This is a genomic window from Enterobacter asburiae (assembly GCF_008080435.1).
Lineage (GTDB): Bacteria > Pseudomonadota > Gammaproteobacteria > Enterobacterales > Enterobacteriaceae > Enterobacter > Enterobacter asburiae_C.
Map to the genome: position 1 here is coordinate 443,485 of NZ_VRKN01000001.1, position 24,711 is coordinate 468,195.

General features: G+C 55.3%; 25 protein-coding genes. 9 read left to right on the forward strand and 16 right to left on the reverse strand.

All coding sequences use genetic code 11. From position 1 onward, the window contains the following. The first annotated feature begins 145 nt into the window (after positions 1-145). A complete protein-coding gene (locus FU672_RS02060) occupies positions 146-1,042 on the forward strand; it encodes a glycosyltransferase family 17 protein (RefSeq protein WP_148241951.1) in 897 nt (298 codons plus the stop codon). A 440-nt stretch (positions 1,043-1,482) separates the two neighbouring features. Here the strand turns inward: FU672_RS02060 and FU672_RS02065 are convergent, their stop codons facing one another. From FU672_RS02065 to yobA, 3 genes are read right to left on the reverse strand one after another with little or no spacing between them, the layout of a single operon-like run. After that, complete coding sequence (locus FU672_RS02065; RefSeq protein WP_148241952.1) at positions 1,483-1,821, reverse strand: YebY family protein; 339 nt, start codon at positions 1,819-1,821, stop codon at positions 1,483-1,485. 16 nt (positions 1,822-1,837) lie between these two features. Continuing rightward, on the reverse strand, positions 1,838-2,707 hold the full coding sequence (copD, locus tag FU672_RS02070; protein ID WP_148241953.1) for a copper homeostasis membrane protein CopD: 870 nt from the start codon (positions 2,705-2,707) through the stop codon (positions 1,838-1,840). Position 2,708: 1 nt separating this feature from the next. After that, positions 2,709-3,080, reverse strand: a complete 372-nt coding sequence (gene yobA / locus FU672_RS02075; RefSeq protein ID WP_148241954.1) for a CopC domain-containing protein YobA — start codon at positions 3,078-3,080, stop codon at positions 2,709-2,711. A gap of 137 nt (positions 3,081-3,217) precedes the next feature. On the opposite strand from yobA, the gene FU672_RS02080 reads away from it, so the two are divergent. The 3 genes from FU672_RS02080 (at position 3,218) to exoX (ending at position 4,896) form a co-directional block, all read left to right on the forward strand. After that, entirely contained in the window at positions 3,218-3,448 is a 231-nt protein-coding gene (locus FU672_RS02080) for a DNA polymerase III subunit theta (RefSeq protein WP_013096102.1), read from the forward strand. A gap of 110 nt (positions 3,449-3,558) precedes the next feature. After that, the gene (locus FU672_RS02085; RefSeq protein ID WP_148241955.1) at positions 3,559-4,209 is read left to right on the forward strand and encodes a carbon-nitrogen hydrolase family protein; all 651 of its coding nucleotides are present in this window, start codon (positions 3,559-3,561) and stop codon (positions 4,207-4,209) included. 24 nt (positions 4,210-4,233) lie between these two features. Further along, positions 4,234-4,896, forward strand: a complete 663-nt coding sequence (exoX, locus tag FU672_RS02090) for an exodeoxyribonuclease X (protein WP_148241956.1) — start codon at positions 4,234-4,236, stop codon at positions 4,894-4,896. Here exoX and ptrB read toward each other — a convergent pair. Together ptrB and FU672_RS02100 are read right to left on the reverse strand one after the other, a co-directional pair. Then, positions 4,893-6,953: an oligopeptidase B gene (ptrB, locus tag FU672_RS02095; RefSeq protein WP_148241957.1), complete on the reverse strand. Its 2,061-nt coding sequence runs from the start codon at positions 6,951-6,953 to the stop codon at positions 4,893-4,895. The two genes, exoX and ptrB, sit on opposite strands and share 4 nt — an antisense overlap. 85 nt (positions 6,954-7,038) lie before the next feature. Continuing rightward, a complete protein-coding gene (locus FU672_RS02100) occupies positions 7,039-7,686 on the reverse strand; it encodes a tellurite resistance TerB family protein (RefSeq protein ID WP_148241958.1) in 648 nt (215 codons plus the stop codon). A 170-nt stretch (positions 7,687-7,856) separates the two neighbouring features. Here FU672_RS02100 and purT point away from each other — a divergent pair, with 170 nt between their 5' ends. Next, positions 7,857-9,035, forward strand: coding sequence for a formate-dependent phosphoribosylglycinamide formyltransferase (purT, locus tag FU672_RS02105; RefSeq protein WP_148241959.1), 1,179 nt, complete (start codon positions 7,857-7,859; stop codon positions 9,033-9,035). A 42-nt stretch (positions 9,036-9,077) separates the two neighbouring features. Here the strand turns inward: purT and kdgA are convergent, their stop codons facing one another. The 3 genes from kdgA to zwf all read right to left on the reverse strand — a co-directional run bounded on the left by kdgA (position 9,078) and on the right by zwf (position 13,279). After that, entirely contained in the window at positions 9,078-9,719 is a 642-nt protein-coding gene (gene kdgA, locus FU672_RS02110) for a bifunctional 4-hydroxy-2-oxoglutarate aldolase/2-dehydro-3-deoxy-phosphogluconate aldolase (protein WP_014884307.1), read from the reverse strand. A gap of 39 nt (positions 9,720-9,758) precedes the next feature. Then, positions 9,759-11,570 carry a phosphogluconate dehydratase gene (edd, locus tag FU672_RS02115; protein ID WP_148241960.1) on the reverse strand — a complete coding sequence of 604 codons (1,812 nt, stop codon included), beginning with the start codon at positions 11,568-11,570 and terminating at the stop codon, positions 9,759-9,761. Positions 11,571-11,803: 233 nt separating this feature from the next. Continuing rightward, positions 11,804-13,279, reverse strand: a complete 1,476-nt coding sequence (zwf, locus tag FU672_RS02120; protein WP_023312228.1) for a glucose-6-phosphate dehydrogenase — start codon at positions 13,277-13,279, stop codon at positions 11,804-11,806. Between the two features lie 356 nt (positions 13,280-13,635). Between zwf and FU672_RS02125 the strand changes: the two genes are divergently transcribed. Both FU672_RS02125 and pyk read left to right on the forward strand, forming a co-directional pair. Beyond that, the gene (locus FU672_RS02125; RefSeq protein ID WP_023312229.1) at positions 13,636-14,505 is read left to right on the forward strand and encodes a MurR/RpiR family transcriptional regulator; all 870 of its coding nucleotides are present in this window, start codon (positions 13,636-13,638) and stop codon (positions 14,503-14,505) included. A 140-nt stretch (positions 14,506-14,645) separates the two neighbouring features. Next, positions 14,646-16,088, forward strand: coding sequence for a pyruvate kinase (gene pyk, locus FU672_RS02130; protein ID WP_020883399.1), 1,443 nt, complete (start codon positions 14,646-14,648; stop codon positions 16,086-16,088). Between the two features lie 62 nt (positions 16,089-16,150). On the opposite strand, the gene lpxM is transcribed toward pyk, so the two are convergent. The 3 genes from lpxM to znuA all read right to left on the reverse strand — a co-directional run bounded on the left by lpxM (position 16,151) and on the right by znuA (position 19,523). Continuing rightward, positions 16,151-17,122, reverse strand: coding sequence for a lauroyl-Kdo(2)-lipid IV(A) myristoyltransferase (gene lpxM, locus FU672_RS02135; protein ID WP_148241961.1), 972 nt, complete (start codon positions 17,120-17,122; stop codon positions 16,151-16,153). 121 nt (positions 17,123-17,243) lie between these two features. Next, entirely contained in the window at positions 17,244-18,563 is a 1,320-nt protein-coding gene (gene mepM, locus FU672_RS02140; RefSeq protein WP_148241962.1) for a murein DD-endopeptidase MepM, read from the reverse strand. 15 nt (positions 18,564-18,578) lie between these two features. After that, a complete protein-coding gene (gene znuA / locus FU672_RS02145) occupies positions 18,579-19,523 on the reverse strand; it encodes a zinc ABC transporter substrate-binding protein ZnuA (RefSeq protein ID WP_063143730.1) in 945 nt (314 codons plus the stop codon). Positions 19,524-19,600: 77 nt separating this feature from the next. Here znuA and znuC point away from each other — a divergent pair, with 77 nt between their 5' ends. Both znuC and znuB read left to right on the forward strand, forming a co-directional pair. Continuing rightward, positions 19,601-20,356, forward strand: a complete 756-nt coding sequence (znuC, locus tag FU672_RS02150) for a zinc ABC transporter ATP-binding protein ZnuC (RefSeq protein WP_148241963.1) — start codon at positions 19,601-19,603, stop codon at positions 20,354-20,356. Further along, the gene (gene znuB / locus FU672_RS02155; protein ID WP_148241964.1) at positions 20,353-21,138 is read left to right on the forward strand and encodes a zinc ABC transporter permease subunit ZnuB; all 786 of its coding nucleotides are present in this window, start codon (positions 20,353-20,355) and stop codon (positions 21,136-21,138) included. The genes znuC and znuB overlap by 4 nt, the downstream gene beginning before the upstream one ends. Before the next feature lie 89 nt (positions 21,139-21,227). Here znuB and ruvB read toward each other — a convergent pair whose 3' ends face one another. The 5 genes from ruvB to nudB all read right to left on the reverse strand — a co-directional run bounded on the left by ruvB (position 21,228) and on the right by nudB (position 24,710). Further along, positions 21,228-22,238, reverse strand: coding sequence for a Holliday junction branch migration DNA helicase RuvB (gene ruvB, locus FU672_RS02160; protein ID WP_148241965.1), 1,011 nt, complete (start codon positions 22,236-22,238; stop codon positions 21,228-21,230). Between the two features lie 8 nt (positions 22,239-22,246). Next, positions 22,247-22,861 carry a Holliday junction branch migration protein RuvA gene (gene ruvA / locus FU672_RS02165; protein WP_148241966.1) on the reverse strand — a complete coding sequence of 205 codons (615 nt, stop codon included), beginning with the start codon at positions 22,859-22,861 and terminating at the stop codon, positions 22,247-22,249. 81 nt (positions 22,862-22,942) lie between these two features. Continuing rightward, on the reverse strand, positions 22,943-23,464 hold the full coding sequence (gene ruvC, locus FU672_RS02170) for a crossover junction endodeoxyribonuclease RuvC (RefSeq protein ID WP_148241967.1): 522 nt from the start codon (positions 23,462-23,464) through the stop codon (positions 22,943-22,945). Between the two features lie 34 nt (positions 23,465-23,498). Further along, complete coding sequence (locus FU672_RS02175) at positions 23,499-24,239, reverse strand: YebC/PmpR family DNA-binding transcriptional regulator (RefSeq protein WP_040075122.1); 741 nt, start codon at positions 24,237-24,239, stop codon at positions 23,499-23,501. A 27-nt stretch (positions 24,240-24,266) separates the two neighbouring features. Next, a complete protein-coding gene (gene nudB, locus FU672_RS02180; RefSeq protein WP_033145850.1) occupies positions 24,267-24,710 on the reverse strand; it encodes a dihydroneopterin triphosphate diphosphatase in 444 nt (147 codons plus the stop codon). Position 24,711 lies beyond the last annotated feature (1 nt).

The window sequence follows — 24,711 nt, forward strand, 5'->3', positions numbered from 1 at the left end:
GTGGATGCATTCTGTTTAAAAGAGGAATGATAAAGCAGCCCACTATTGCACAGGGCGAGGGCGCTCAGTTAGCATTGCGCGAAATGAAACTGACGAATGCGTTGGGAAAAGCGCAATGCGGGCGCAAAAATGAGGGAATTCGGTAATGATCTATGACTGCTTCTTATATTACGATGAAGATATGCTTCTCGAAATCAGGCTGAATACGCTAGCGGACGTTGTCGATCGCTTCGTTATCGTTGAGTCAACGCATACCTTTACCGGTAAAAAGAGGCAGCTGCATTTTGACGTAAATAAATACAGTCAATTTAAAGATAAAATTATCTACGTTGTTCATGATAAAGAACCGATTACGAAAGCCGCTGAAGAATCACATCCGGTTCGAGAGGTCATTCCGGGGCTGCCAGACGGTATGGTGGTGGATGCGTGGGCAAATGAAGCCGCGCAGAGGAATGCTATCATGCAGGGTTTGACGCAGGCCAGCGATGATGATTTGATTTTAATTTCCGATGTGGATGAGATATTTTCCCCTCGGGTGGTAGCATCGATAAATCCCAAAAAGCTCTGCACCACTATTTATCAGAATTTCTATAATTATCAGTTTAACCTGCAGGTTTTTAATACTGACAACACGCCAAGAAAATGTAAATTACCGAGAGCTACCCAATATAAAAATCTCGTTAATTTCTTTGGCGGTGAACCTGAATCATTCAGGAATCTTAAACGCACCCGAAGCGTCAAAAACTGGTCCTGGCTAAAATGGAACTGGTTCAAGGTTAACAACAGCATCATTGAAAATGGTGGCTGGCATTTCTCATGGGTGATGACACCTGAGCGCATCTCAGAAAAAATGTCTACCATTTCCCATACTGAATATGATCTTCCTGAGTTTAACAACCCGGAACACATCATGAAGGTCATTAAAAATGCGGAAGATATCTGGGGACGCGACAGGACGTTAATCAGGCAAGAGCTGACGGTTGAAAACTTCCCGGAGTACATTGTCCGCAATAAAGACAAATTCAGCGCGTTCATTATTTAACTTACGGGCTGCCCTTTTGCTCGCCAGAAGACGTTTGCTCAGCGATCGCTCGGCCACAAAATTTTAACAAAGATCCCAAAAAACCCTGGACGCACGCGGTCCTGAGTATGTTATGGTTTAGACAGGATATGGAATGTTCGAGAAAGTTTCGGGTGATTTCGAGTCAACACCGAACAACGCTTTGAAAAACATACAGATAAAAAGAGACCGAATACGATTCCTGTATTCGGTCCAGGGAAATGGCTCTTGGGAGAGAGCCGTGCGCTAAAAGTTGGCATTAATGCAGGCTAAGTCGCCTTGCCTTTTAAGAATAGATGACGACGCCAGGTTTTCCAGTCCACAGCTAAAGCGGTCGGAAAAAAAGCGCCAGAGCATCATTAAATGTGAAAAACCGCAGTGCTTACGCAAGCATCTGCGGTTTTTTATTGGAAAGCTGAACGTTAGCAGAGCTTGTCGGCGCGCTCGATAAACGGTGCCAGACTCATTTTTTGTCCCGGATGCGCCGGGTCATCGATCTGAATAATGCTAATCGGCTGGCCGCTGCTCTTACCGCTGGCTACCTGCTGCTCTGCGGTTTCATTTAACGGGTATTGCACCAGCGTGCTCGGGTTGATCGCATACAGCGCATGACCCGGACGGCAGGTCAGCATTACCTCTTCGCGATTGAAAGCCCATTTGTCCTTACCCACTTCAAAACGGCTAACGGTGATAACCTGCGGCGCGGCAAGCGCGCTCCCCGTGCAGGCCAGCAATATGAGAGAAAGTACTGTCTTTTTCATATGATATTTAACCTTGTCAGAAGGGTTCCCAGGTGGCGAACAGACTGACCGTTGCCAGTACCAGCGCTCCCAGCACCACTTCTGCCTGTGTCATCCTGATAAAAATCTGTTGTGCTCGCCCGGTCTCCGGACGAAACCGTGGCACCAGAAAATACCGATTTGCCAGCGCAATTACCACCATCAACGCCACCAGCGCACATTTGAACAACAAAAACTGCACGTAGCCAGCCTGCCAGGGAATATGAACGCCCAGTATCATGAGCGCATTTATCACGCCGGTGAGCAGCACGCCCGCGACGGCGTAATGCCCCACGCGCGAGAAGCGCATCATGGTAAAGATGGCGGCATTCTGCCACCGCCCTTTCGCCAGGCGCATGCAGAACAGCAGGGGCAGTAATCCGCCAAACCAGGTTGCGGCACATATCAGGTGAACGGCATAATTAAGACGCTGCAACGCCCCCATCGGACCGTCGTTCATCGCCGCGTGCCCTACCCCAGCCAGCAGGATAAGCTGGCCCATTGCGAGCAGCAGCAGCCGCGAACCTTTCAGCGGCGCAAGCCATGCCGCACCGACCGTCATCGCAGCGAGAATAATTTGCCACAGCCAGACGCCACCAAACCGGGTCCCCATCACGCTGTACCAGACCTGCGGGGCAAACACATCTCCCCAGCCGTTACCCATCAATCCGCCCTGCAGCATAAACATCAGGAACGCTGCCGCCAGGCTCACTAAGGCCGCCACTTTCTGCTGCGACTGGAAACGTCGTGACATCAGACGCTGGAGAGAGGAAGGCGCAAACCAGACGCTGTAAAGCGCATTGCCAAAAACCAGCATTAGCGCCCCGAAATGGATAAAGCGTAACCCGATATAACACAGCGCCAGCATGCTATTTCACGCTAAAGTGATAGCTGCCTTTGGTTTTATGGCCGTCTACGGAGACTACATGCCAGTCCACCTGGTAAGTCCCTGACGCCAGCGTTTGTTCCAGCGGAACGGTGAGCTGAGCTTTATTCTTTTCGTCTCGCGTAGCGGTCCCCGTTTTGATGACCTGCTTTTGCGCATCCGTTACCACCACGCCGCTAAAACCAGGTTCGATACCTTCCGAAAAATTCAGCGTAAGTACCTGCGGTGCGGTCACCACGCTGTCTGCTGCCGGGATTTGCTGTTTAAGATGTGCATGTGCCAGCACGGAGGGCGTCATCATTGTCGAGGCCACAAAAACCAGTGCGCATACCGCGCGGGAAGCGGAGAAACCCATCGCAATCATTCCTTTTTGTTATGTCTGTATGCTAAAGAATAACGCTGTATAATAAACGAGTCGAGGATCATCCTGCCTCCGCTTGTCATCATCGTGCAATCGCGGTAACGTTGCCGCCGCATAAAAAGGAGAAGGTAATGAAGATCAATCTGGCCGCCCTTCCGCAGGACGAGATGGATAAAGTGAATGTCGATCTCGCTGCCGCTGGCGTCGCGTTCAAAGAGCGTTACAACATGCCCATCGTGGCTGAAGTCGTTGAACGGGAACAACCCGCCCATCTGCGCGACTGGTTTCGCGAAAGATTAATTGCCCACCGTCTCGCCTCGGTTAACCTCTCCCGTTTACCGTACGAGCCTAAAGTTAAATAAGCTTAACGAGTCGTTACACTTCCTTACGCGGAATCTGGCAGGATAAGAAAACCCTGATAAATTTAGGTGTATTCTTAAATCTCTGCGACTCAGTGTATAAGGAAGTCACGATGTCACATTGGAATATAGCGGCAGCCCAGTATAGCGGTCAGCACCAGAGCGTGGATGACCATGTTACGCACCACCTGCGCTTCATCGCCGAAGCAGCACGGCAGCGGTGTGATTTGCTGGTCTTCCCTGAACTCTCATTAACGGGCTCAGGCGCACCGACGTTACCTCCCCCACCCGATGACGCGCAGCTGGAACCGCTGCTTAACGCGGCACATTTTTACCAGATTACCGTTATTGCCGGAATTCCCCTGGAGCGGAATGGTCAGCGCCAGAAAGGCCTCGCGCTGTTTACGCCCGCTCGCCACCGCATCCTGCGCTACCCGCAAGGTCGCGGTGCCAGCCTGGTGCCGGGGGATAAACACCTTACCATCATTGATGCGCATGCCGATTCCCCCAATCTCGATCCCAGGGCAACGCTTGTTACCAGCTGCCAGTCAGTAAGGGATAACCGCTGGCGGCAGTCCATCAGCACCCTGCAGCGCTTCGCGCATAAATATGCCATTGCGGTGCTAATGGCAAACGCCTGCGGCGGTAGCGCGCTGTGGGATGAAAAAGGCCAGCTGATCGTACGTGCGGATAAGGGCGAGCTTCTGGTGACCGGTACGCTAGGCGGAGAGGGTTGGCAAGGCGATATCATTCCTTTAGGCTAGGCGTTTTAAGCTCAGGAGTTTTCAATGCTGCGCGTCATCGATACCGAAACTTGCGACCTTCAGGGCGGAATTGTAGAAGTGGCCTCTGTCGACGTGGTTGATGGTAAAATCGTCAACCCAATGAGCCATCTGGTGCGTCCCGATCGCCCCATCAGCCCTCAGGCGATGGCTATCCATCGCATTACCGAATCGATGGTGGCGGATAAGCCGTGGATCGAAGAGATCATTCCCCATTACTACGGTAGCCCATGGTACGTCGCGCATAACGCCAGTTTTGACCGCCGGGTGTTACCTGAAATGCCGGGCGAATGGATTTGCACCATGAAACTGGCGCGCCGACTGTGGCCGGGGATCAAATACAGCAATATGGCGCTGTATAAATCCCGTAAGCTCAGCGTCAGAACGCCAGAGGGACTGCACCATCACCGTGCCCTGTACGACTGCTATATCACCGCCGCCTTGCTGATTGACATCATGAATGCCTCTGGCTGGACGCCGGATGATATGGCGACAATCACCGGACGCCCTGCGCTACTGACCACATTTACCTTTGGTAAATATCGCGGGAAACCGGTATCCGAGGTGGCGGATAAAGACCCGGGCTATTTGCGCTGGCTGTACAACAACCTCGACAGAATGAGCCCGGAACTGCGCTTAACGCTGAAACATTATCTGGGTGACGCTTAACGCTCCGCACGGCCTGGCAGCGTTTCCTGCGCCAGGCCTATTAAAAAGGCATATTCCAGGGCAACCCCTTCGTACGATTTAAATCGTCCTGATTTCCCCCCGTGTCCGGAATCCATGTCGGTACACAGCAGCAGAAGATTGTCATCGGTTTTCAGCTCCCGCAGTTTTGCCACCCATTTTGCCGGCTCCCAGTATTGCACCTGAGAATCATGCAAACCGGTGGTGACCAGCATATGCGGGTAGGCTTTCGCTTCCACGTTATCGTACGGGCTGTACGCCTTCATATAGCGGTAGTACATCTCATCCTGCGGATTCCCCCACTCTTCAAACTCCCCGGTGGTAAGAGGAATGGATTCATCAAGCATGGTCGTGACCACGTCGACAAACGGAACCTGCGCGACAATCCCCTTAAAGCGGTCGGGACGCTGGTTGATCGCCGCCCCCATCAGCATTCCGCCCGCGCTGCCACCCATCCCAAAGCAAAGCTGCGGATCCCCGTAGCCCTGCTCAATCAGCGCATCGCAGACGTCGAGGTAGTCATTGAAGGTGTTTTTCTTTTTCAGGAATTTCCCGTCTTCATACCAGTGCTGTCCCAGTTCACCGCCGCCGCGAATATGGGCGATGGCGTAAACAAAACCGCGATCGAGCAGGCTTAACCGGCTGCTGCTAAAATCGGCGTCCATGCTTGAGCCGTACGAGCCGTAGCCGTACACCAGGATCGGATTTTTGCCTTTATGGAAATGTGCCCGATGGTAAACGAGAGAGACCGGTACCTCCACGCCATCACGGGCGGTGACCCACAGGTGCTCGCTGCGGTAGTTTTCCGACTCAAACCCTTTTACCTCGGTCTGTTTAATCACCTGGCGCTGCCCGGTATCCATATCCAGCTCAAACAGGGTGTCCGGTGTGGTCATGGATGAGTAGCCGTAGCGCAACCGCGACGATTCGGGTTCAGGGTTGAAACCAATCCACGTCACATAGGCCGGGTCGTCGAACGCAATCCCCACCACTTCCCGGGTTTTACGGTTGATTTGCCGGATACTGGTCAGCCCGCGCTGACGCTCTTCCACCACCAGCCAGTCGGTAAACAGGGTGAACCCTTCCAGCATCACCTGATCCCGCGCGGGGATAAGCACTTCCCACTTGCGCTCATCGCGCACTTTGGTTTTATAGAGACCAAAATTTTTGCCCTCGCGATTGGAGCGCAAATAAAAGCTGTGCTGGAAGTGATCCAGGCTGTACTCGTGATCCTTGCGGCGCGGCAGGAAACAAAGCGGCTGGGCATCAGGCAGTTCGGCATCCAGCAGCAGAACTTCCGACGTCGTCGCGCTGGCAAGGACGATAATCACATAGTGGCGTGAGGAGGTTTTATGCAGGCTGACATAAAACGTTTCGTCTTTCTCTTCATAAACCAGCTCGTCGTCAGCGGAGTCCGTTCCCACCGTATGTCGCCACACCTGATAAGGCAGCAGCGTCGACGCGTGCTTTTTGACGTAGTAAACCGTCTCGGAGTCATTCGCCCAGACAAAATCCGGGGAGACGTTTTCCAGCATTTCCGGATACCAGTTGCCGGTGTCCAGATTGCGAAACCGCAGGCCGTACTGGCGACGGGAGAGATAATCCTCCGCCAGCGCCATCACCGCGTTGTCAGGCGAAATGGACATGCCGCCCAGGGTATAAAACTCGCTGTGGGCGGCGCGCTGGTTGGCATCCAGCAGAATATCCCACTCATCCCATTCGGCGCTTAACACCGACTGACGCTGGTAGATAGGATACTCATTGCCGGGCTCGTAAATATGGCGATAGCGATAGCCGTTTTTGGTCCAGGGCGCGGAGATATCGCGCTGAGGAATACGCTGCACCATTTCATTCAGCAGCTGGTTCTGAAGCGTCTGCTGGCTGGACATGACCTTGCGGCCATAGTCGTTTTCCTCGTGCAGGTAGTCGAGTACCTCTGGCCGGGAGCGTGAATCGTCCCGCAGCCAGTAATAGTTGTCTATACGCGTATCACCATGCGTGGTGATCGCATAAGGTATACGTCGGGCTTTCGGTGGCATGTCATCATTCTTTTAAGTTTTACACCCTATAAGGTTGGCAAAACCCACGCATGATGCAAGCGAAACAGCGTCGCGACGGCGACGCCTATCCCTGTAATACCTGTTTTTGTTCCCGGATATCCCGCTCAATGCCCTCGCGCACGTCCTGAGGGATCTTTAACGCATCGCCCAGGGCGTTAAGGTAGCTCCGCTCCATAAAATGATCGATATCGATGGCGGCACAGCTGAGGAAATAGAGCTCCAGCGCCTCCTCCTCATTTTTCACACTTTGCGCAAGACGCTGCGGCTCGAGCGGCTGTTCTATCGCCTGTGCCACCAGCGCTCTCCCCTTCTCTTCGACACCGGCTTCGCGCAGCTGCTGCTCGATCGCCAATCGTTCTTTTTCGTCGATATGCCCGTCACTCTTCGCGGCAAAAACCAGCGCAAGAATGAGCCGTTCGGTACGCAGATCCAGCGGCGAGGTGTGCTCGCCATAATGCGGTTCATCGCTGTGCGCGGTCCGTACTCTGTCCTTGTATTTATTCCACAGCACGGTGCCCGCGATGGCGCCACCGCCGGCCAGCAGCGCGCCTGTGCCATACTTTGCCAGCAGCTTGCGCGAGGATTTATTCGCGACCAGCAGGCCTGCCAGCCCGCCGAGCGCCCCGGGTACCAGCAGTTTGCTAAGGTCCCGCTCGCCAGACGATGTTTTCTGCCCTAACAGGGATTGCAGTTGATTTAACCAGCCAGACATGGTTTCCCTCACTTAACGGTGAACATGTTCCACAGCGTAAGCGAGCGGGCGTCAGGAAATGTCTGGTCGGGCTAAAGAAGCGCAAATTTCTGCCCCCTCGTTTAGCCATGCACAAGACAGACGCAAACGTTTTCGTTTATACTGCGCGCAACTTTTTTAGGGGGATTGTTATGATTCGTTTAGGAACCGCGCTGCGACCTGCGGCGACGCGAGTGATGCTGTTGGGATCGGGCGAGCTGGGGAAAGAGGTCGCCATTGAGTGTCAACGTTTAGGTGTGGAAGTCATTGCCGTAGACCGTTACGCCGACGCACCCGCCATGCACGTCGCCCATCGTTCTTATGTGATTAACATGCTGGATGGCGATGCCCTTCGCGAACTGATTACGCGCGAGAAACCCGATTTTGTCGTACCGGAAATTGAAGCCATCGCCACCGATACGCTGATCGCCCTGGAGCAGGAAGGCCAGCGCGTGGTGCCCTGCGCGAAAGCCGCAAAGCTGACCATGAACCGCGAAGGCATTCGTCGCCTGGCGGCGGAAGAGCTGGGATTGCCCACATCGGGCTACCGTTTTGCTGGCGATAAAGCCGCATTCCAGCAGGCCGTCGAGGAGATTGGCTACCCGTGCATCGTTAAGCCGGTGATGAGCTCCTCCGGAAAAGGACAGAGCTTTATTCGCGACAGCAGCGCGCTCGATAAAGCATGGGACTACGCCCAACAGGGTGGCCGTGCCGGAGCCGGTCGCGTGATTGTCGAAGGCGTCGTGAAGTTTGATTTCGAAATCACCCTGCTGACCGTCAGCGCCGTTGACGGCGTCCATTTCTGCGACCCAATTGGGCACCGCCAGGAAGATGGCGATTACCGCGAATCCTGGCAGCCGCAGCAGATGAGCGCCCTGGCGCTGGAGCGTGCTCAGGCGATCGCCCGTAAAACCGTCCTGGCGCTGGGTGGCTATGGCCTGTTCGGCGTGGAGCTGTTTGTGTGCGGTGATGAGGTGATTTTCAGCGAAGTCTCCCCTCGCCCGCATGACACCGGCATGGTCACGCTGATTTCGCAGGATCTCTCCGAGTTCGCCCTGCACGTGCGCGCGTTCCTCGGCCTGCCCGTCGGCGGTGTCCGTCAGTACGGTCCGGCCGCCTCAGCGGTGATCCTGCCGCAGTTAACCAGCCAGAACGTCACGTTTGATAACGTCGACGGGGCGGTGGGTGCAGGATTGCAGGTACGTTTGTTCGGCAAGCCGGAGATCGACGGAACCCGCCGTCTTGGCGTGGCGTTAGCCTCCGGGAATAACGTTGACGACGCCGTGGCGAGAGCGAAAGCGGCCGCTGCAAACGTCAAGGTTGCAGGATAAAAAAAACGGGCCGTAAGGCCCGTTTTTCATGCGGCGAATGGCTTACTGCTTCGCGCCTTCAACCGCTTCACGAGCCAGTTTGGTGATGCGATCCCAGTCGCCCGCTTCCAGCGCATCCGCCGGAACCAGCCATGAACCACCGATGCACAGCACGCTTTTCAGCGCCAGGTAGTCACGGTAGTTAGCAGGAGAGATACCGCCCGTCGGGCAGAAGCGTACCTGAGAGAATGGACCCGCAATCGCCTGCAGCGCTTTGGTGCCGCCGTTCGCTTCAGCCGGGAAGAATTTAAACTCTTTCAGACCGTAGTCCATACCCAGCATCAGTTCAGAGACGGTGCTGATGCCCGGGATCAGTGGAATGGTACCTTCGGTGGCGGCTTTCAGCAGCGGCTCGGTCAGGCCCGGGCTGATGGCAAACTGCGCGCCCGCTTCAGTCACTTCTGCCAGCTGCTGCGCGTTGAGAACGGTACCCGCACCGATGATGGCGTCCGGCACTTCTTTGGCAATCGCGCGAATAGCATCCATCGCGCAGGCGGTGCGCAGGGTCACTTCCAGAACGCGAACGCCACCCGCAACCAGCGCTTTCGCCATCGGTACAGCGTGCTCCAGCTTGTTTACCACGATAACCGGCACGACAGGGCCAGTGGTCAGGATTGCTTCTGCACTTGTTTTCCAGTTTTTCATCAGAGTTTTCTCTCGCCAGATCGTTAAAATCAAGTCGTCTTAAAACGTAATACAGGTTGCGCCCTGCTCCGCGCCGGAGAGTTTCTCACGCAGCGCGCTGAACATTTCGCGTCCGGTCCCCACGCGCGATGCGCTCAGGTCAGGAATATGGGGTTGACGTGCCGCCAGCTCGGCGTCATCGACCAGCAGGGTTAACTCGCCCGTCTGGCCGTTCACGCGGATCATGTCACCGTCGCGCACTTTCGCCAGCAACCCGCCGTCGTAGGCTTCCGGCGTTACGTGGATGGCAGAAGGCACTTTACCTGAAGCGCCAGAGAGACGTCCATCGGTCACCAGTGCAATTTTGAAACGGCGGTCCAATAATACACCAAGTGGTGGCATAAGTTTATGTAATTCTGGCATCCCGTTAGCTTTAGGCCCCTGGTGACGCACTACCACCACGCAGTCTTTATCGAGCAGACCGGCGTCAAAGGCGGGTAACACGTCGTGCTGGCTTTCAAACACCACCGCCGGCGCTTCGATAATCTGGTTCTCTTCCGGTACGGCAGAGGTCTTCATTACCGCGCGGCCGAGGTTGCCGCTCAGCACTTTGGTTCCACCATGAGGAGAGAACGGTTTGTCGATGGTGGCAATCACCTGCGCATCAAGAGACGCGCTCGCCCCTTCACGCCAGTCCAGCTCGCCGTTGTTCAGCCACGGCTCCTGGGTGTAGCGCTGCAGGCCAAAGCCCGCCACGGTATTCACGTCTTCATGCAGCAGACCACCTTTCAGCAGCTCGCGCATCAGCAGCGGTACGCCGCCTGCGGCCTGGAAGTGGTTGATATCCGCAGGGCCGTTCGGGTACAGGCGTGCCATCAGCGGCACCACGGAAGAGATCTCGGAGAAGTCATCCCAGTTAATCAGAATGCCCGCCGCACGCGCCATGGCCACCAGGTGCATGGTGTGGTTGGTTGACCCCCCGGTTGCCAGCAGCGCAACAATCCCGTTGACGATGACTTTTTCGTCGACCATTTTTCCCATCGGCATCCATTCGTTGCCGTTGCCGGTCAGACGCGTGATCTGACGGGCTGCGGCCTCGGTCAGCGCCTTGCGCAGCGGCGCATCCGGCTGGATAAAGGACGAGCCCGGAAGCTGCATCCCCATAAATTCCACCACCATCTGGTTAGTGTTAGCCGTACCGTAGAACGTACAGGTCCCCGGCGCATGGTAGGACGCGGCTTCCGCCTCCAGCAGCGCCTGACGATCTGCTTTTCCTTCCGCGTACAGCTGGCGGATACGCACTTTTTCTTTGTTCGGCAGACCGCTCGCCATTGGGCCGGACGGCACGAAGATCGCAGGCAGATGCCCAAACGACAGTGCCGCCATCACCAGGCCCGGGACAATCTTATCGCACACCCCGAGATACAGCGCGCCATCAAACATGTTGTGTGACAGGCCAACCGCCGCGGACATGGCAATCACTTCGCGGCTCAGCAAAGACAGCTCCATACCGTCCTGCCCCTGCGTCACGCCGTCGCACATGGCAGGTACACCGCCCGCCACCTGGCCCACCGCATTCACGCTGTGCAGCGCGTTACGGATGATAGTGGGATAGACCTCATACGGCTGATGCGCGGAAAGCATATCGTTATAGGAGGTAATGATGGCGATATTGTTACGCAACATGCTTTTCAGCGACGCTTTATCATCAGGCTGGCAGGCAGCGAAGCCGTGCGCCAGGTTCCCGCAGGCCAGCTGAGATCGGTGGACGGTGTTGCTCTTTGCCTGTTCAATCCGGGCGAGGTAGGCCGAGCGGGTCTCTTTCGAGCGCTCGATAATGCGCTGTGTTACGCGTAACAATGTCGGATTCATAAAAGCTCCTCTAATTTATCTGTCCGGGCTCGGGAGTTTACAAAGTTGCTGGCGGTTGTTAACAACGCTGAAACGCTTGCTGTCCGGAGCTCAGGGGCAAAATCACTTCCGGCAGTGTAATAAAAAAAGCTCCGCGGGTGAATCCACGCGGAGCTTAAAAGTTGAAAATTGTGCCACTAGCTGTGTTAGATCATGTTACCGGTAAAATAACACTTTCGAGCCAGAGGATTATCTTACTCAAACTCGTTCCAGGAGCGGCCATCGCGGGTGATCATCGCAACCGACGCAACCGGTCCCCAGGTCCCCGCCTGATACGGTTTTGGCGCATCCTGATCGGCAGCCCAGGCTTCGGTGATGGAGTCGACCCATTTCCACGCCTCTTCTACTTCATCGCGGCGCACGAACAGCGCCTGGATACCGCGCATGGTTTCCAGCAGCAGACGCTCATAAGCATCGGCCAGGTGCGTCTGGTTGAAGGTTTCGGAGTAGCTCAGATCCAGCTTGGTGGTCTGCAGGTTGTGTTTATGATCCAGGCCCGGCACTTTGTTCAGAATCTGGATATCCACCCCTTCGTCCGGCTGCAGACGAATGGTCAGTTTGTTCTGCGGCAGTTCCTGCCAGGACTCTTTGAACAGGTTCAGTTCCGGATTTTTGAAGTAAACAACCACTTCGGAACATTTGGCCGGCAGACGTTTACCGGTGCGCAGATAGAAAGGAACACCCGCCCAACGCCAGTCGTCGATATCCACGCGGATCGCCACGAACGTCTCGGTGTTGCTGGACTTGTTCGCGCCCTCTTCTTCCAGGTAGCCAGGCACTTTTTTGCCTTGCGCAAACCCGGCGGTGTACTGACCGCGAACGGTCTTCTCACGCACGTTGGAGCGGTCGATGCGGCGCAGTGACTTCAGCACTTTCACTTTTGCGTCACGGATGCTGTCAGCCGTCAGGTCAGACGGTGGAGACATGGCAATCATGCACAGAATTTGCAGCAGGTGGTTCTGGATCATGTCGCGCATCTGACCGGCCTGGTCAAAGTAACCCCAGCGACCTTCAATCCCCACCTCTTCCGCCACGGTGATTTCCACGTGGTCGATAGTGCGGTTGTCCCAGTTATTCACAAACAGGGAGTTAGCGAAACGCAGCGCCAGCAGGTTCAGTACCGTCTCTTTACCGAGATAGTGGTCGATACGGTAGACCTGGCACTCTTCAAAGAACTCGCCCACCTGGTCGTTGATTTCACGCGAGGTTGCCAGCGACGTACCCAGCGGCTTTTCCATCACGACGCGTGCCGGTTTGGCGTTCAGTTTGGCTTCGCCCAGACCTTTGCAGATGGCGCCGAAGGTGCTTGGCGGCATAGCGAAATAGTTAATCGTGACACGATTTTTCTGATCCAGCATCGCGCCTAAGCGGGTAAACGCGCTGACGTCATTGACGTCCAGGTTGCAGAAATCGAGGCGTCCACTCAGGGTATCCCACAAACTTTCATCAATTTTTTCTTTCATGAAAGTTTCGAGCGCCTCGCGGACGACTTTGGTATAAGCGTCCTTGTCCCAGTCGGCGCGCCCAACACCCAGGATACGGGTATCCGGATGAATTTGGCCCGCTTTCTCCAGTTGATACAGGGAAGGCAGCAATTTTCGGCGTGCAAGATCGCCTTTCGCGCCGAAAATGACCAGGTCACATGCCTGGGCTGTTTGCGTTACCGCCATGTCATTCTCCTCAGTTGGATCACCTGGTACTTCTGCCAGGTATCGTTGTAATTTTATTACAATGCACTGTACTGCTTTTACGTCATTCCCGAAACCATTAGCGCTTATCGTCGCGTGCGATACCGCGATTTTTCACCCTTTGGATGATTACGACGGCGCAATGACGCAACAACCGTCGTTTCTTTGCGCAACAGGGTCACAGCAAAACCCGACACCGATCAAGTAATGAAAAAAAACAACAACATTATCTTGTCGATTATTACCCTTTATGGAAGCCACAAGGGTAATATCGGCTAAATCGAATCACGATTTCATCAATTTATGAAATCGTTTACACCCATGAGCATCCTGTTAACATGAACATGCTGGAAAAAATCCAGTTTCAACTGGAACACCTTAGCAAATCCGAGCGAAAAGTGGCCGAGGTCATTCTCGCCTCTCCCGCTCAGGCGATTCATTCAAGCATCGCCGCTCTGGCACAGGAAGCGGGTGTTAGCGAACCGACGGTCAATCGCTTTTGCCGCAGCCTGGAAACGCGCGGCTTTCCTGATTTTAAACTGCATCTGGCACAAAGTCTGGCTAACGGCACCCCTTATGTTAATCGTAATGTGGATGAAGACGACAGCGTTGATGCCTATACCGCGAAAATTTTTGAATCGGCTATGGCTTCGCTTGACCACGTCCGTCAGTCTCTGGACATGAGTTCCGTGAATCGCGCGGTGGATTTACTCACCCAGGCCAAGCGGATTGCGTTCTTTGGTCTCGGGTCGTCGGCGGCCGTGGCGCATGACGCCATGAACAAATTTTTCCGCTTTAACGTCCCGGTTATTTATTCCGATGACATTGTGCTGCAACGCATGAGCTGTATGAATTGCAGTGAAGATGACGTCGTGGTACTGATTTCGCATACCGGCCGCACCAAGAGTCAGGTAGAGCTGGCACAGCTGGCCCGTGAAAACGATGCCATGGTGATTGCCCTCACCACGGCAGGTACGCCGCTGGCGCGTGAGGCGACGCTGGCGATCACCCTTGACGTGCCGGAAGACACCGACATTTATATGCCGATGGTTTCCCGACTGGCGCAGCTCACCGTGATTGACGTGCTGGCGACCGGTTTTACCTTACGTCGGGGCGCAAAATTCCGGGATAACTTGAAGCGGGTCAAGGAAGCGCTGAAGGAATCGCGTTTTGATAAAGAATTGCTTATAAAGAGCGATGTTCCCTGATAGTTGATAACGAAGACGTAACCAATAATTACGATGTAACGATTTACGGCATTCGGTCCACTCTCCGCTGCCTTGCAGCAGATGAAGACCGATTCAATGTTCACGCAACACCAAAGTTGTTTCAGTCAACGGAGTATTACATGTCCAGAAGGCTTCGCAGAACCAAGATCGTAACCACCTTAGGCCCGGCCACCGATCGCGATAATAATCTTGAGAAAATTATCGCCGCTGGTGCCAACGTGGTGCGCATGAACTTCTCTCACGGTACGCCAGAAGACCATAAATTACGTGCCGATAAAGTGCGTGAAATCGCAGCAAAACTGGGCCGCCACGTTGCTATCCTCGGCGATTTGCAGGGTCCAAAAATCCGCGTATCGACCTTTAAAGAGGGTAAAGTTTTCCTCAATATCGGCGACAAATTCCTGCTGGATGCCAACCTGGGCAAAGGCGAAGGCGATAAAGAGAAAGTCGGGATCGACTATAAAGGCCTGCCGGCTGACGTGGTGCCTGGCGATATCCTCCTGCTCGACGACGGTCGCGTACAGCTGAAGGTGCTGGAAGTTCAGGGCATGAAAGTGTTCACCGAAGTCACCGTCGGCGGCCCGCTCTCCAACAATAAAGGCATCAACAAACTGGGTGGCGGCCTCTCTGCTGAAGCGCTTACCGATAAAGACAAAGCGGACATTGTGACTGCCGCGCTGATCGGCGTTGACTACCTGGCCGTCTCTTTCCCGCGCTGCGGCGAAGATCTGAACTATGCGCGTCGCCTGGCTCGTGATGCTGGCTGCGATGCCAAAATTGTCGCTAAAGTTGAACGTGCGGAAGCCGTTTGCGATCAGGATGCCATGGACGATGTGATCCTCGCCTCTGACGTGGTAATGGTTGCGCGTGGCGACCTGGGTGTGGAAATTGGCGATCCTGAGCTGGTAGGTATCCAGAAAGCGTTGATTCGTCGCGCACGTCAGCTGAACCGCGCGGTGATCACCGCCACTCAGATGATGGAATCTATGATCACCAACCCAATGCCAACCCGTGCAGAAGTCATGGACGTGGCTAACGCCGTGCTGGACGGTACCGATGCGGTCATGCTCTCCGCGGAAACCGCTGCAGGCCAGTATCCGGCAGAAACCGTGGCCGCCATGGCGCGCGTCTGCCTGGGCGCTGAAAAGATCCCAAGCATCAACGTCTCTAAACACCGTCTGGATGTGCAGTTCGACAACGTGGAAGAAGCGATTGCGATGTCTGCGATGTACGCGGCAAACCATCTGAAAGGCGTTACCGCCATCATCACCATGACCGAATCTGGCCGCACCGCGCTGATGACCTCTCGTATCAGCTCTGGTCTGCCGATCTTCGCCATGTCCCGTCACGAACGTACCCTGAACCTGACGGCGCTGTACCGCGGCGTGACGCCGGTTCACTTCGACAGCACCAATGATGGTGTGGCAGCCGCGCACGATGCCGTAAACCTGCTGCGCGACAAAGGCTATCTGGTGTCCGGTGATATCGTCATTGTGACCCAGGGTGACGTGATGAGCACCATCGGCTCAACCAACACCACGCGCGTACTCACGGTCGAATAATAACGGTAAATGTGCGATCCCCTCTCCCCTATGGGGAGAGGGACAGGGTGAGGGGTGTTTTTTTATTTCCTCGGATAAAGCTCTTTGCGTTTATAGGGCTCTGTTTCACCCGGTTTCCGCGTTTTAAGCAGCTTCAGAATCCACGTGTACTGTTCGGCATGCGGCCCCACCAGGATTTCTACTTCTTCGTTCATTCGACGCGCGATGGTGTGGTCGTCCGCGGTGAGCAGATCGTCCATCGGCGGACGGACCTCAATACTCAGGCGATGTGTTTTGCCGTCATAGACCGGAAATAGCGGGATCACGCGGGCACGACAGACTTTCATCAGGCGACCAATCGCGGGGAGCGTCGCTTTATAGGTCGCAAAGAAATCGACAAACTCACTGTGCTCGGGGCCGTGGTCCTGATCCGGCAGATAGTAGCCCCAGTACCCCTGACGTACCGACTGAATGAAGGGCTTAATGCCATCGTTACGGGCATGCAAACGTCCGCCAAAACGACGACGCACCGTATTCCAGACAAAATCGTAGATTTTATTTCCCTGGTTATGGAACATCGCCGCCATTTTCTGCCCCTGCGACGCCATGAGCATCGCCGGAATATCAACACCCCAGCCGTGGGGGACAAGGAAAATGACTTTCTCGTCATTGCGGCGCATCTCCTCGATGATGTCCAGCCCTTTCCAGTCAACGCGATCGACGATTTTATCCGGCCCTTTCAGCGCCAGTTCAGCCATCATCGCCATTGCCTGCGGCGCGGTGGTATACATCTCATCAATGATTGCCTCGCGCTCGGCGTCGCTTTTCTCAGGAAAACAGTAGTAGAGGTTGATCTGCGCGCGACGGCGGGCGCTCTTGCCTAAACGCCCGGCCAGACGGCCAATTTTCCCCAGAACGGGATCGCGAACAGAGGCAGGCAGCAACGCCATCCCCGCAAAGGCGTAAACACCCAGCCACGCGCCCCAGTTGCGCGGATGGCGGAAGGATTTTTCAAACTCAGGAATGTATTCAATATTGTTTTTTTGGGTTTCCATGCTGGATCCAGGGTCTGATGACGCAAAATTTTATTCAGATAGTGTAGCGAGGCAGCCGTCCACGCACAAAAGAAAAAGCCGGCGTCAGTGTGCGCCGGCTTTTTTAACAAAAACAGAGAGCTTAGTTTAAGCTCAGCTGCGGCATCACCTCTTTCACCTGCGCCAGATAATCAGTACGATCTTTACCTGTCAGGCCTTCGGTGCGCGGCAGTTTCGCCGTCAGCGGGTTCACTGCTTGCTGGTTGATCCACACTTCATAGTGCAGGTGCGGGCCGGTAGAGCGTCCGGTATTGCCGGAGATCGCGATACGGTCACCACGCTTCACCTTCTGGCCCGGTTTGACCAGCAGCTTACGCAGGTGCATGTAGCGGGTCGTGTAAGTACGACCATGACGTACTGCGACATAATATCCGGCGGCACCGCTACGTTTGGCCACCACCACTTCGCCATCCCCTACCGCCAGCACCGGTGTGCCCTGCGGCATGGCAAAGTCAACGCCACGGTGCGGCGCGACGCGCCCGGTTACCGGGTTCAGACGACGCGGGTTAAAGTTAGAGGAGACGCGGAACTGTTTTGCCGTCGGGAAGCGCAGGAAACCTTTCGCAAGGCCCGTACCGCTGCGGTCATAGAACTTACCGTCTTCGGCACGAATCGCGTAGTAATCTTTGCCCTCGGAGCGCAGACGGACACCCAGCAGCTGGCTTTGCTCGCGCTTGCCGTCCAGCATTTCGCGAGACATCAGGACGGAGAACTCATCGCCCTTCTTCAGCTTGCGGAAATCCATCTGCCATTGCATGGCTTTGATCACCGAGCTGATTTCAGCGCTGGTCAAGCCTGCATCTCGCGCGCTGGAGACAAAGCTCGCGCCCACGGTGCCTTTCAGAGCGCTGTTAACCCAGTCACCCTTCTGCATTTCGCTGGTCATCTTGAAACCGTTTGCAGTGCGATCGTAGGTGCGGGTTTCGCGGCGGGACATTTCCCAGGTCAGACGCTGCAGATCGCCATCCGCCGTTAATGTCCAGGAGAGCTGTTGTCCGATTTTCAGGTTACGAAGATCTTTATCCGCAGCCGCCAGCTGGCTGATATTGCCCATGTCGATGCCGTACTGGTTCAGCACGCTGCTCAGCGTGTCCCCGGTAGACACAACATATTCGTGGATACCCGCTTCGTTCTCGGTTTTATCGTCCAGTTCATCCTGCGGGATGGCTTCATCTTCCTGAGCCGCCTGGTCGATAGGCTCACTGGCTTCAGGCAGCAAAGAACGGATTTCGCTCTTTTCAAGCTCAATGGTTTTGATGATAGGGGCAGAACTCGGGTGGTAAACATAGGGCCGCCAGACGGCGACCGCTAAGGTGAGTACTGTAAGCGACCCCAGCATAACGCGGTGGGGTCGAGGCAGATTGTTAAATGCCAGGGCGACAGAGCGGGCTATCTGTTGCACGTATTCACTTCCTCGTTAATCTCCTTTCAGGCAGCTCGCATACTGGTTCGCCAGTTGGCTGAGGAACTGCGAATAGCTCGCTTTGCTCAACTGGATATTCGTACCTAGCGGGTCAAGGGTTCCCATGCGCACGGATGTCCCCCTGGCCACGGCTTCTACGACCGCTGGCCTGAACTGTGGCTCAGCAAAAACGCATGTCGCTTTTTGCTCAACCAACTGTGTTCTGATTTCATGTAAACGCTGCGCACCAGGCTGAATTTCAGGGTTGACGGTGAAGTGACCCAATGGGGTCAAACCGTAATGTTTTTCGTAATAGCCGTAGGCGTCATGAAAAACGAAATACCCTTTACCTTTCAGCGGTGCGAGCTCATTACCTACCTGCTTATCGGTTGCGGCTAATTGTGCCTCAAAATCCTTCAGGTTGGCGTCTAGTTTGGCTCGACTTTGCGGCATAAGTTCCACTAATTTGTCATGGATTGCAACCGCTGAAAGCCGCGCTATCTCTGGGGATAACCAAAGATGCATGTTGTACTCGCCGTGATGGTGATCTCCATCACCTTTTTCACCGTCTGCAGCATGATGGTCATGTTCGTCGCCGTCGTCATCCGCCCCTTTCATGAGCAACGGTTTCACGCCGGGGAGTTCGGCAATCGCGACCTGCTTTTCGCCAGCAACCTGTTTTGCTGACTTCTGCATAAACGCTTCCATTTCCGGACCAATCCAGACGACTAAGTCCGCGTTTTGTAAGCGTTTTACATCTGACGGGCGCAGGGAATAGTCATGCTCAGATGCACCATCAGGGAGCAAAACCTGGGTTTCCGTTACCCCGTCGGCAATGGCCGACGCGATGAATCCGAGTGGTTTAAGCGAAGCGACAACCGCAGCGTTAACATCTTGTGCGGTTGTACCCCAAAGGGCAGCGGATAATGCTGCGAAAAGAAGCGTATTTTTATGTAACATAATGCGACTAATCATCGTAGTGAATGCGTGGAATGTGATATTATAACATTCGTTGACTTCTTCAAGCTTAAAATGACATGACGACATTGGTTTCTCTTGAAAATATTTCGGTCTCATTCGGCCAGCGCCGCGTCCTCTCTGACGTGTCGCTTGATCTGAAGCCCGGCAAAATTCTGACGCTGCTCGGCCCCAATGGCGCAGGCAAATCCACCCTGGTGCGCGTGGTGCTGGGTCTTGTCGCCCCCGATGAAGGCGTGATCAAGCGCGAGGAAAAATTGCGTATTGGCTATGTGCCACAAAAACTTCACCTCAACGCCACGCTACCGCTGACGGTCAGCCGTTTTCTGCGCCTGCGCCCCGGCACACGGAAGGCCGATATTCTCCCGGCACTGAAACGCGTGCAGGCGGGTCATCTCATCGATGCGCCACTGCAAAAACTGTCCGGCGGTGAAACGCAGCGGGTTTTACTTGCCCGCGCGCTGCTGAGCAGCCCGCAGCTGCTGGTATTGGATGAGCCGACTCAAGGTGTGGATGTGAATGGTCAGGTTGCGCTTTATGATTTGATCGACCAGCTACGTCGAGAGCTTGATTGCGCTGTGCTGATGGTGTCTCACGATCTCCATCTGGTGATGGCAAAAACCGACGAAGTGCTGTGCCTCAACCATCATATCTGCTGCTCCGGTACGCCTGAAGTAGTGTCAATGCACCCGGAATTTATCTCTATGTTCGGCCCTCGCGGCGCTGAACAGCTGGGCATTTACCGCCATCATCATAATCATCGCCATGATTTACAGGGACGAATCGTACTGCGTCGGGGAAATGGACACTCATGATTGAACTGTTACTGCCCGGCTGGCTGGCCGGGATTATGCTTGCCTGCGCCGCGGGCCCACTCGGCTCGTTTGTCGTCTGGCGCAGGATGTCCTATTTTGGCGATACCCTGGCGCATGCGTCTCTGCTGGGCGTTGCCTTTGGTCTGCTGCTGGATGTGAACCCCTTCTACGCGGTGATTGTGGTCACGCTGCTGCTGGCCGCCGGTCTGGTCTGGCTGGAAAAGCGCCCCCACCTCGCTATTGATACGCTGCTTGGCATTATGGCGCACAGTGCCCTGTCTCTGGGCCTGGTGGTGGTCAGCCTGATGTCGAACATCCGCGTGGATCTGATGGCCTACCTCTTCGGTGACCTGCTGGCCGTGACGCCGGAGGATCTCATCGCTATCGCCATTGGCGTGGTGGTGGTGCTCGCTATTCTGCTCTGGCAGTGGCGGAATTTACTGGCAATGACCGTCAGTCCGGATCTGGCATTTGTCGACGGCGTGAAGCTGCAGCGCGTAAAACTGCTGCTGATGCTGGTGACGGCGTTAACGATTGGTGTAGCGATGAAGTTTGTCGGCGCGCTGATTATTACGTCGCTGCTGATCATTCCTGCCGCCACGGCGCGTCGTTTTGCCCGCACGCCGGAGCAGATGGCGGGTGTGGCGGTTATCATGGGGATGATTGCGGTAACGGGCGGGTTAACCTTCTCGGCGTTCTATGACACACCAGCGGGCCCATCAGTGGTGCTAAGTGCGGCTGTGCTGTTTATTTTCAGTATGATGAAGAAGACCGCACAGTAGCCGTGTATGTCCCCGGTGGCGCTTCGCTTACCGGGGCTACAAAGGCCAAATTGTAGGCCGGGTAAGGCGTAGCCGCCACCCGGCATTATTTACGGCATTGCCGGTGGCGTAATGCCGAAATGATTCCACGCCCGCACCGTTGCCATACGTCCACGCGGGGTGCGCTGCAGGAAGCCCTGCTGGATCAGATACGGCTCCAGCACATCTTCAATCGTCTCACGCTCTTCCCCGATTGCCGCCGCCAGGTTATCCAGCCCGACCGGGCCACCAAAGAACTTATCGAGAATCGCCAGCAGCAGTTTACGGTCCATATAGTCAAAGCCTTCGGCATCGACGTTAAGCATATCCAGCGCCTGGGCGGCGATCTCGGCGGAAATCGAGCCATCGTGCTTCACTTCGGCAAAGTCACGCACGCGGCGCAGCAGACGGTTGGCGATACGCGGCGTACCGCGGGAACGCTTCGCCACTTCAAACGCGCCCTCTTCGCTCATTTCCAGCCCCATATAGCGGGCGCTACGGCCAACGATGTGCTGGAGGTCCGCCACCTGGTAAAACTCAAGACGCTGCACGATGCCGAAACGGTCGCGCAGCGGAGAGGTCAACGACCCGGCGCGGGTTGTGGCGCCAATCAGGGTAAACGGCGGCAGATCGATTTTGATGGAGCGCGCGGCCGGGCCTTCACCGATCATGATATCCAGCTGGTAATCTTCCATCGCCGGATAGAGCACTTCCTCCACCACCGGTGACAGGCGGTGGATCTCATCGATAAACAGCACATCATGCGGTTCGAGGTTGGTCAGCATCGCAGCGAGATCGCCCGCCTTCTCCAGCACCGGGCCGGAGGTGGTGCGCAGGTTGACGCCCATTTCATTAGCGACGATATTCGCCAGCGTGGTTTTCCCCAAACCCGGTGGGCCAAAAATCAGCAGGTGATCGAGTGCATCGCCGCGCAGTTTTGCCGCCTGGATGAAAATCTCCATCTGGGAACGTACCTGCGGCTGGCCGATATACTCATCAAGCAGTTTCGGGCGGATCGCGCGATCCACCACGTCTTCTGCCTGAAGGGTGCCTGCCGATACCAGGCGGTCTGCTTCAATCATCCTTTACCTCACAATGCAGCGCGCAGCGCTTCACGAATCAGGGTTTCACTGCTGGCATCCGGTTTGGCAATTTTGCTCACCATACGGCTGGCCTCCTGAGGTTTATAGCCCAGCGCCACCAGCGCGGCAACCGCTTCCTGCTCGGCGTCATCATCCATCGCAGAGGCGCCAGGAGAGGTCAGTACCAAATCGGCCGCCGGGGTGAACAGATCGCCATGCAGACCTTTAAAGCGGTCTTTCATCTCGACAATCAGGCGCTCGGCGGTTTTCTTGCCGATGCCCGGAAGCTTAATCAGCGCCGCAGGATCTTCTCGCTCAACGGCATTCACAAACTGTGGCGCTGACATGCCGGATAAAATCGCCAGCGCCAGCTTCGGACCGACGCCGTTGGTTTTAATCAGCTCGCGGAACAAGGTCCGTTCCTGCTTGTTATTGAAGCCGTACAGCAGCTGGGCATCTTCACGCACCACAAACTGCGTAAAGACAATCGCCTCTTTGCCCGCGTCCGGCAGCTCGTAGAAGCAGGTCATCGGCATATGGACTTCATAGCCCACGCCACCCACTTCCAGCAGCACTAACGGGGGTTGTTTTTCAATGATGATGCCTCTGAGTCTGCCTATCACGTGACGCTCCTGCGTTCTGGAAAAATGTTGACTGGCGACATAATAAAAAAAGGCTGGATGTTTATCCAGCCTGATTTCTGATTATCGTAACCTGCCTCGCGCCAGATTGAGCCGCGTCTCGCTCATTTGCATCGCGTTCTGGCTGATGTGACAGTGGGTAATCGCAATGGCCAGCGCATCGGCGGCGTCGGCCTGCGGGTTCGCGGGAAGCTTCAACAAGGTACGCACCATATGCTGCACCTGGCTTTTCTCTGCGCTACCAATGCCCACCACCGTCTGCTTGACCTGACGTGCCGCATATTCGAATACCGGCAAATCCTGGTTCACGGCAGCGACGATGGCGACACCGCGCGCCTGACCGAGCTTTAGCGCCGAATCGGCGTTTTTCGCCATAAAGACCTGCTCGATGGCGAAGTAGTCCGGCTGAAACTGGGTGATGATTTCCGACACGCCCGCATAAATGAGCTTCAGGCGCGACGGCAGATCGTCAACTTTGGTGCGAATACAGCCGCTGCCCAGGTAGGTTAGCTGGCGTCCCACCTGACGGATAACGCCATAACCGGTGACGCGTGAGCCTGGGTCAATCCCGAGAATAATCGACATCACGCGTCTCCTGTAACGGATTTATACGCTCTCATTAGAGAGTCGCTGCAACCTCATCAGAGATTTCACCGTTGTGGTACACTTCCTGCACGTCGTCGCAGTCTTCGAGCATGTCGATCAGACGCAGCAGTTTTGGTGCTGTTTCCGCATCCATATCCGCTTTAGTGGACGGGATCATGGACACTTCAGCGTTGTCCGCTTTCAGGCCAGCTGCTTCCAGCGCGTCGCGCACGGCACCCATCTCTTCCCACGCGGTATAAACGTCGATAGCACCGTCATCGAAGGTCACCACGTCTTCCGCACCGGCTTCCAGCGCCGCTTCCATGATCACGTCTTCGTCGCCTTTCTCGAAGGAGATGACGCCTTTTTTGCTGAACAGGTAAGCAACGGAACCGTCAGTGCCCAGGTTGCCACCGGTTTTGGTGAACGCGTGGCGCACTTCCGCAACGGTACGGTTACGGTTGTCAGACAGACACTCAACCATCACCGCAGTACCGCCAGGGCCGTAACCTTCATAAATGATGGTTTCCATGTTCGCGTCTTCATCACCGCCCACGCCACGTGCGATAGCACGGTTCAGGGTGTCACGCGTCATGTTGTTAGACAGCGCTTTATCGATCGCTGCACGCAGACGTGGGTTCGAACCCGCATCGCCGCCGCCCAGACGCGCTGCTGTCACCAGCTCGCGAATGATTTTGGTAAAGATCTTACCGCGCTTGGCATCCTGTGCCGCTTTGCGGTGTTTGGTGTTGGCCCACTTACTATGACCTGCCATAAAAAGTTCTCCAAAAATCGCGCCTTCTCAGGCTGCGTTAATTACAAATTCTTCAATCGCCTGCCGGTTGCTCCACGACTTGGTCAGTGCGGCGGCGTCCGCCGCATTCACCCAGCGGTAGGTCAGGTGTTCGGTAAACACGATCTCCCGTTCATGGGGGAGCGCGAGACAGAACCACGATTCCGTATTGCGCTCGGTACCCGGCGCGTAGCGATGACGTAAATGGCTAAAAATTTCAAACTCCACTGTGCGCTGACAGTCCTTCAGGGTCAGTTGCTCGCGGGCAACATCAATGGTGACCTCTTCCTTTACTTCGCGCGCGGCGGCCTGCGACGCGGTTTCCCCCTCTTCCAGACTGCCGGTAACCGACTGCCAGAAATCAGGGTCATCGCGCCGCTGCAACATCAGCACCCGCTTCGTATCTTCTGCATAAATGACCACCAGGACCGAAACGGGAAGCTTATATGCCATA

Coding starts and splice junctions, on each gene's coding strand:
- znuB (WP_148241964.1), top strand. CDS start 20,353: ATGATTGAACTGTTACTGCCCGGCTGGCTGGCCGGGATTATGCTTGCC.
- ruvC (WP_148241967.1), bottom strand. CDS start 23,464: ATGTCGATTATTCTCGGGATTGACCCAGGCTCACGCGTCACCGGTTAT.
- FU672_RS02060 (WP_148241951.1), top strand. CDS start 146: ATGATCTATGACTGCTTCTTATATTACGATGAAGATATGCTTCTCGAA.
- ruvB (WP_148241965.1), bottom strand. CDS start 22,238: ATGATTGAAGCAGACCGCCTGGTATCGGCAGGCACCCTTCAGGCAGAA.
- FU672_RS02065 (WP_148241952.1), bottom strand. CDS start 1,821: ATGAAAAAGACAGTACTTTCTCTCATATTGCTGGCCTGCACGGGGAGC.
- znuC (WP_148241963.1), top strand. CDS start 19,601: ATGACGACATTGGTTTCTCTTGAAAATATTTCGGTCTCATTCGGCCAG.
- kdgA (WP_014884307.1), bottom strand. CDS start 9,719: ATGAAAAACTGGAAAACAAGTGCAGAAGCAATCCTGACCACTGGCCCT.
- FU672_RS02100 (WP_148241958.1), bottom strand. CDS start 7,686: ATGTCTGGCTGGTTAAATCAACTGCAATCCCTGTTAGGGCAGAAAACA.
- FU672_RS02080 (WP_013096102.1), top strand. CDS start 3,218: ATGAAGATCAATCTGGCCGCCCTTCCGCAGGACGAGATGGATAAAGTG.
- exoX (WP_148241956.1), top strand. CDS start 4,234: ATGCTGCGCGTCATCGATACCGAAACTTGCGACCTTCAGGGCGGAATT.
- znuA (WP_063143730.1), bottom strand. CDS start 19,523: ATGTTACATAAAAATACGCTTCTTTTCGCAGCATTATCCGCTGCCCTT.
- FU672_RS02175 (WP_040075122.1), bottom strand. CDS start 24,239: ATGGCAGGTCATAGTAAGTGGGCCAACACCAAACACCGCAAAGCGGCA.
- FU672_RS02125 (WP_023312229.1), top strand. CDS start 13,636: ATGAACATGCTGGAAAAAATCCAGTTTCAACTGGAACACCTTAGCAAA.
- copD (WP_148241953.1), bottom strand. CDS start 2,707: ATGCTGGCGCTGTGTTATATCGGGTTACGCTTTATCCATTTCGGGGCG.
- FU672_RS02085 (WP_148241955.1), top strand. CDS start 3,559: ATGTCACATTGGAATATAGCGGCAGCCCAGTATAGCGGTCAGCACCAG.
- edd (WP_148241960.1), bottom strand. CDS start 11,570: ATGAATCCGACATTGTTACGCGTAACACAGCGCATTATCGAGCGCTCG.
- purT (WP_148241959.1), top strand. CDS start 7,857: ATGATTCGTTTAGGAACCGCGCTGCGACCTGCGGCGACGCGAGTGATG.
- lpxM (WP_148241961.1), bottom strand. CDS start 17,122: ATGGAAACCCAAAAAAACAATATTGAATACATTCCTGAGTTTGAAAAA.
- ptrB (WP_148241957.1), bottom strand. CDS start 6,953: ATGCCACCGAAAGCCCGACGTATACCTTATGCGATCACCACGCATGGT.
- zwf (WP_023312228.1), bottom strand. CDS start 13,279: ATGGCGGTAACGCAAACAGCCCAGGCATGTGACCTGGTCATTTTCGGC.
- nudB (WP_033145850.1), bottom strand. CDS start 24,710: ATGGCATATAAGCTTCCCGTTTCGGTCCTGGTGGTCATTTATGCAGAA.
- yobA (WP_148241954.1), bottom strand. CDS start 3,080: ATGGGTTTCTCCGCTTCCCGCGCGGTATGCGCACTGGTTTTTGTGGCC.
- pyk (WP_020883399.1), top strand. CDS start 14,646: ATGTCCAGAAGGCTTCGCAGAACCAAGATCGTAACCACCTTAGGCCCG.